Here is a 5,271-nt window from a genome sequence, read left to right on the forward strand (position 1 = left end):
CGGCCAGCGCTGGTCCAATGGCGGGCTCGACCGCCTCGTACGCTTACGCTCGGCCCTGAAAAGTCCACAAATGCACTTGCTTACCGACCTGTTTAAAAAATCAACCGCGTAGTTTTGAATTACACCCATCCGTAACCACCTCGTGATACTTGTTTGGGGTAAGCAAGGGGAAATAATTTCCTGGACACAGCTTGTTATTTCCGGTATCAGAAATCAAGAGGAAATACAGCTGATTCAAGCAGTAATAAATAGTATTACGACAAAAGGGCGGTGGGCAGAGTTGGGCTACCGCATAGAACGATTTGCTTACCGGTAACAGCCTGTATCAAAACCGGAGAATATTTATTTGTCCTTGATTATCGATCATCTGAATCCATTAAAAATAGATTGCGCAAAATTTACCCTGCAGCCCATTGACGGTAGCCTCCTAAATAGCAGGTCGTAAGAAGAATAGCCTCGCCCTAGCCAACGGTCTTTTCCTTGAAGCACCACGCAATACAGCTCGGAAAACCGGCATGGTAGGCGAGGGCATGCCGCCCGGCTCTGAGCCACCCCGGCGTGGAGCAGCCGCCCCCGGTCCGTTGAAAAAAGGGCTGCGCTTCAGGTTTGTGCGCGGCGGCCCGCCGGTACCGGCTGCCACGCACAAAATATCCAAAGCCTCAGTTCCGATGCCAAGACTGACAAGAATTATTGCGCCACACAGATTATTCTTGCCAGCCTTGGCTTCTACTTACACCTTCGGAACACTTAGCTGCCTGCAGATTTCCTTGCGCAGCTCCTCGTCAATATCCGCGTGGCGGGGGCGCTGGGGCGCTTGCCGGTGTGCTCGTTCTTGTGCGTAGCGTGGTGGCCGCCGTGGTGGTGTAGCGGGCAGTCGTGGGCTTCCAGATGTTTGATGAATGTGCCGCGCTTCATGCGGCCTGCTCCACGAATTCCAGCTCTTCCTGCGCGATGATGTCGACATCATCTACGCTGTCTTCCCGCATGTCTTCCGGATACAAGGCCAGCGCGTCGCGGATGTTATCTTTCACCTCGGCCACCGTGCTGCCCTGTGGGAGCACGCCGAGCGCCTTGAGCTACCCGATTAGTTGCGTTCTCCCTTGGCGGATGATGAGCGTGAATGGCCATGCAGGTAGCATTGTTTCGTTTCCTAAGCCACCAGAGAAGCCGCCGGCTACGTGCCGGGCGACCATTCCGGCACTGTTTCGCGCTGCTTTTTCGAATATTTTTCTGTTTCACCCGTCTCCCACCCCATGAAGATCAAAGCAATACTGACCGGGGCTACCGGCATGGTGGGCGAGGGCGTGCTACATGAATGCCTGAACCACCCCGACGTGGAGCAGGTGCTATCCATCAGCCGCAGGCCCAGCGGCGTGACCCATCCCAAGCTGCGCGAAATCCTCCACGCCGACTTCCAGAACCTGACGCTCATCCAGGACCAGCTCACGGGCTACAACGCCTGCTTTTTCTGCCTGGGCGTATCGTCGATGGGCCTGAAGGAGCCCGAGTACCGCCGCCTCACTCACGATTTGACCTTGCACTTTGCCGAAACGTTGCTCCCGCGGAATCCCGGCCTCACGTTCTGCTTCGTGTCGGGGGCCGGCACCGATGGCACCGAGCAGGGCCGGCAGATGTGGGCCCGCGTGAAGGGCCGGACCGAAAACGACCTGCTGAGGTTGGGCTTCCGGAGCGCCTACATGTTCCGTCCCGGCTTCCTGCAGCCCACGCCGGGGCTGCGCAATACGCTGCCGTACTACAAGTATTTCAACTGGCTATACCCGGCCTTCCGGCGGTTTCTGCCCCAGTACGTCTCCACGCTGCGGGAAATGGGACTGGCCATGATCAACGCCGCCCGCCTGGGCTACACCAAGCCGGTGCTGGAAGTCAGGGACATCGTGGCGCTGGCGAAGCAGTAAGCCCCGGTCCGCTTGGCTTACACGATAGGCTTGCGCCGGTGCAGAAACTGCTGCTTGAGCCACAGCAACGGCACGCCCAGGCCCACGATAAAGCCCCAGTCGGCCCCAAACCGTTCCAGTCCCTCCACGGCCAGCCCCGCCCCGATGAGGGCGGCGGCCGGAATGAATGCCATGGCAATGAGCGGTCCGGCCTGGGAGCTGCGGCGGAATGCGGCCAGCATCACCACCCCGGCCAGCGCCCCGGCTGCCGAGGGCAGCAGCTCCATCAGGCCGGGGTGGGCCAGATGCTTTACTTCGGAGTTGGCCGCCAGGAGCGCCCCGGTGGTTTCGCCGGCAGCTACCAGCCCATACATGGTCAGGGCGGCGGTGCCAACCAGCACGGCGTAGCCGGCCAGCGTCGACTGCAAACCGCGCCAGACCACAATCCAGCGGCGCAGCACCAAACCAAGGGGCACTTTGGTCATGGGGTCGAAGCCGGGCGCGATGATAGCCGCGGCCGTGAAGGCTACGGCCTGTGGTACGGGCTCCGACACCAGCCCAATAGCCCAGATCAGCCCGCCCAGGGCCATGAGCAGCAGGTAGTTGGTCGTGATAGCGCCCTGGTGGCGCAGGCCGCTTTCCATTTCCTCCCAAATGGCCTCGTCCCGGTCATCGACAATGATTTTGTGCGCGGCCGGGGCAATAAAGCTGGTGGCTTCGCTGGTCACCATGCTCAGGTCGTCGTCGGTGGGCACGGCGGCGCGGGTGCGGCGCAGCACTTCGTCGGCCCCACGGTTGAGCACGTGCACAATCAGCACGTCGCCGGCCGGCTTACGGGAAGCGCCGGGCTGCATGCTCAGGCCCACAACTTCTTCCAGGGCGGTCAGCTGCCGGCACAGCGACTCGGTGACGGCCGGGGAAGCGGTGATTTCCAGGGTTCGATGCGTCGGAAGGGCAAGAAAAAAACCGGCGCAGGCCCCGGTCAGAGTTAGTTAGCAAAGCACGTATCAGCTGACCTACGCGCCTGTTTCGCCTAAAATTCGGCCGGCAACGCTTCCGTCGAGCCAGGGGCTATCGGCCGCCGCGCCACCTACTACCATTATCCCCCCGGGAAAGACGCCCGACGTCCCGTTCGCGGGTTTGCTACCTTTGCCCGGAACCCACTCCGCCCGCATGATCCGCACCATCATCTTCGACATGGACGGCGTGCTCGTCGACACCGAGCCGCTCCACCACGACGCCTTCTTCCGCCACTTCGCCGAGCTGGGTATTGCCATGTCGCGGACGGAATACGCCACTTTTCTCGGCTCCTCCACCCGCAACGTGTACCAGCAGCTCAAGCAGCAGTTTGGCCTGGCCGGAGAAGTGGAAGCCCTGATCCACCGCAAGCGGGAGCTGTTCGGCACGTCCTTCGACGAAGACGCAACGCTGGATCTGTTGCCCGGAGCCCGGGCGCTGATTGAAGACCTGCACCGGGCCGGCGTGCCGCTGCAGCTGGCTTCTTCGGCCTCCAAGGAAACCATTGCCCGCGTTTTCACGCGCTTCGGTTTGTATCCGTACTTCGATAATCTGGTGAGCGGCGAGGATTTCCCGCGCTCCAAACCCGACCCCGCCATCTTCCTGCACGCGGCACAGCTGACCGGCACTCCGCCCGCCGAATGCCTGGTGATTGAGGATTCGGCCAACGGCGTGACGGCCGCCAAAGCCGCCGGTATGTACTGCGTGGGCTACCGGAGTGAGCATTCCGAAGGCCAGGACCTGCATCACGCCGACCACGTGGTGTCCCACCTCGGCCAGCTGAGTGTGGCGCAGCTGCTGGCATTTTAAGCGTTGCCTACCTAAAGCGGAGCGTATGAGGGTCGCCGCCACTTTTTTTACTGCCCTGGCTATCGGGCTTGCTACTACCGTTGGGGCCCAGCCTCCGGTGCAAACCCGGTTTACTATCCGGCAAGGCTGGTTGCGCGTAAAAATTTCGCCGTACACTATTGTTCTCGACTCCGCCGCGGCTCCGAACCGACAGAACATCCCCACCGATTATACCATCCTTGACGGCTACCGACTGGCGCTGACTGGGGCGGGGGAAATCTTCGTGTATCCGCCGGGGCAGCAGTTGCCCGCCAAGTCAGGGTATGCCGGGAAGGATGGGGGCCCACCGGTGCAGCTGCTGGCCTACTCCGACAAGCACCTGCTCTTTCTAGCCGTTTCCGATGGCTACGTCAAACCCCGCCGCTACAAGCTAGTAGAGTTGAATCTGACTGCCAACACGTTTCAGCAGCTGGCTAAGGCCAAACAGCTGGATTCTGTCCGCTACTCCGCCGACTTATCGCAGGTGTCTTATCGCAAAGACGGGTTTCCGGCAGTCTGGCGCCGTAAGCCGGAGTAGGCTATTGGCAGCCGTCCTGGCGGCGCGTGTCGATGACGTGGACGATGCGCCAGCCCTGGGCGTACTTCACCAGCTGAAACGAGTTGTAGCCGCAGTGGCTGAACTTGGGACCCACGTAAAACTGGTAGGGCGTCCAGACGCTGGCCAGGTTGGCATCTAACAGCACCCGCTCGAAGCGGATGCGCTCATCGTACACTTCCTTGTGCGGCGTACCGACGGATTTCAGGAAGCCATTCGGGTTTTCCAGGCCCACGCGCGTCGTGCCCTCCTTGGTTGTTGTGATGGTCTGGAACACTACGCCGGGTGCCAGCGTGCTGCGCACCAGCGTGCTGCGCACCAGCGTGCTGCGCACCAGCGTGCTGTCGCCCCGCCGCATGCCGTCGAAAAAAGTGGTAATGGTCTTTTGCACGGCTGCCGTTTCCTCAGCGCTGGTCTGGGCAAAAAAAGCGGAGCCGGTGACGAAAAGCAGCAGGGAAAGGAGCAGTTTTTTTATGAAATAAGGTCGTGAAATGCGGTAGGGCTAACGACACGGGCGCTAAACCGGAGTTGCAGGTCCCACCCGAGACCGAGAAAACGGCCCGTAACTTCCCCAATCTATTTACCTTGCCGCCAAATCTTTCCGCCCGTTTGGGTGTTCTATTCCTGTACCAAACGCCCGTCACTATGCAAGGCCGCAACCTGTTTAACTTCGGTCCCGCTTTCGGATATTTCTTCCGCAAAAACGACCCCAGCCGCAAAACTAATTTCAACCTGCGCACGATGCACTTCATCAATAAGCTGAGCATGGCCATGTTCCTGGTAGGCTTGTGCGTGGTGCTCTACCGTCTGTTTACGCGGTAGTTCGTGCCGTCAGAATAATAGAGGATTAAGAGCCTATCCAAATAGGCAGTTATACCAGGTGATTCGAGCGCAAGCAAAATGGAGCATGGCCAGATAGTTTTCGGGTTTTTTGGCCCAACGAATCAGCAGGTGGCGGAAGCGGTTGAGCCAGGA

General features: G+C 60.0%; 7 protein-coding genes and 1 pseudogene. 4 read left to right on the forward strand and 4 right to left on the reverse strand.

Annotated elements, in window-relative coordinates:
• Positions 1-911: 911 nt before the first annotated feature.
• Positions 912-1,061 carry a hypothetical protein gene (locus tag E5J99_RS21535; RefSeq protein WP_167852271.1) on the reverse strand — a complete coding sequence of 50 codons (150 nt, stop codon included), beginning with the start codon at positions 1,059-1,061 and terminating at the stop codon, positions 912-914.
• A 192-nt stretch (positions 1,062-1,253) separates the two neighbouring features.
• On the opposite strand from E5J99_RS21535, the gene E5J99_RS20565 reads away from it, so the two are divergent.
• A complete protein-coding gene (locus E5J99_RS20565; RefSeq protein ID WP_135499687.1) occupies positions 1,254-1,916 on the forward strand; it encodes a Rossmann-fold NAD(P)-binding domain-containing protein in 663 nt (220 codons plus the stop codon).
• A gap of 17 nt (positions 1,917-1,933) precedes the next feature.
• Here the strand turns inward: E5J99_RS20565 and E5J99_RS20570 are convergent, their stop codons facing one another.
• Entirely contained in the window at positions 1,934-2,749 is an 816-nt protein-coding gene (locus E5J99_RS20570) for a DUF389 domain-containing protein (protein ID WP_135499688.1), read from the reverse strand.
• Between the two features lie 319 nt (positions 2,750-3,068).
• On the opposite strand from E5J99_RS20570, the gene E5J99_RS20575 reads away from it, so the two are divergent.
• Together E5J99_RS20575 and E5J99_RS20580 are read left to right on the forward strand one after the other, a co-directional pair.
• Positions 3,069-3,722: an HAD family hydrolase gene (locus E5J99_RS20575; protein WP_135499692.1), complete on the forward strand. Its 654-nt coding sequence runs from the start codon at positions 3,069-3,071 to the stop codon at positions 3,720-3,722.
• Between the two features lie 25 nt (positions 3,723-3,747).
• Positions 3,748-4,278 carry a hypothetical protein gene (locus E5J99_RS20580; protein WP_135499689.1) on the forward strand — a complete coding sequence of 177 codons (531 nt, stop codon included), beginning with the start codon at positions 3,748-3,750 and terminating at the stop codon, positions 4,276-4,278.
• Position 4,279: 1 nt separating this feature from the next.
• Here the strand turns inward: E5J99_RS20580 and E5J99_RS20585 are convergent, their stop codons facing one another.
• Positions 4,280-4,687, reverse strand: a complete 408-nt coding sequence (locus E5J99_RS20585; protein WP_210114502.1) for a hypothetical protein — start codon at positions 4,685-4,687, stop codon at positions 4,280-4,282.
• Between the two features lie 218 nt (positions 4,688-4,905).
• Between E5J99_RS20585 and E5J99_RS20590 the strand changes: the two genes are divergently transcribed.
• Positions 4,906-5,118, forward strand: a complete 213-nt coding sequence (locus E5J99_RS20590; protein WP_135499691.1) for a DUF6728 family protein — start codon at positions 4,906-4,908, stop codon at positions 5,116-5,118.
• 33 nt (positions 5,119-5,151) lie between these two features.
• On the opposite strand, the pseudogene E5J99_RS20595 reads toward E5J99_RS20590, so the two are convergent.
• Positions 5,152-5,271: pseudogene (locus tag E5J99_RS20595) on the reverse strand (IS5/IS1182 family transposase); the annotation flags it as partial.

This window comes from Hymenobacter elongatus (assembly GCF_004745955.1).
Lineage (GTDB): Bacteria > Bacteroidota > Bacteroidia > Cytophagales > Hymenobacteraceae > Hymenobacter > Hymenobacter elongatus.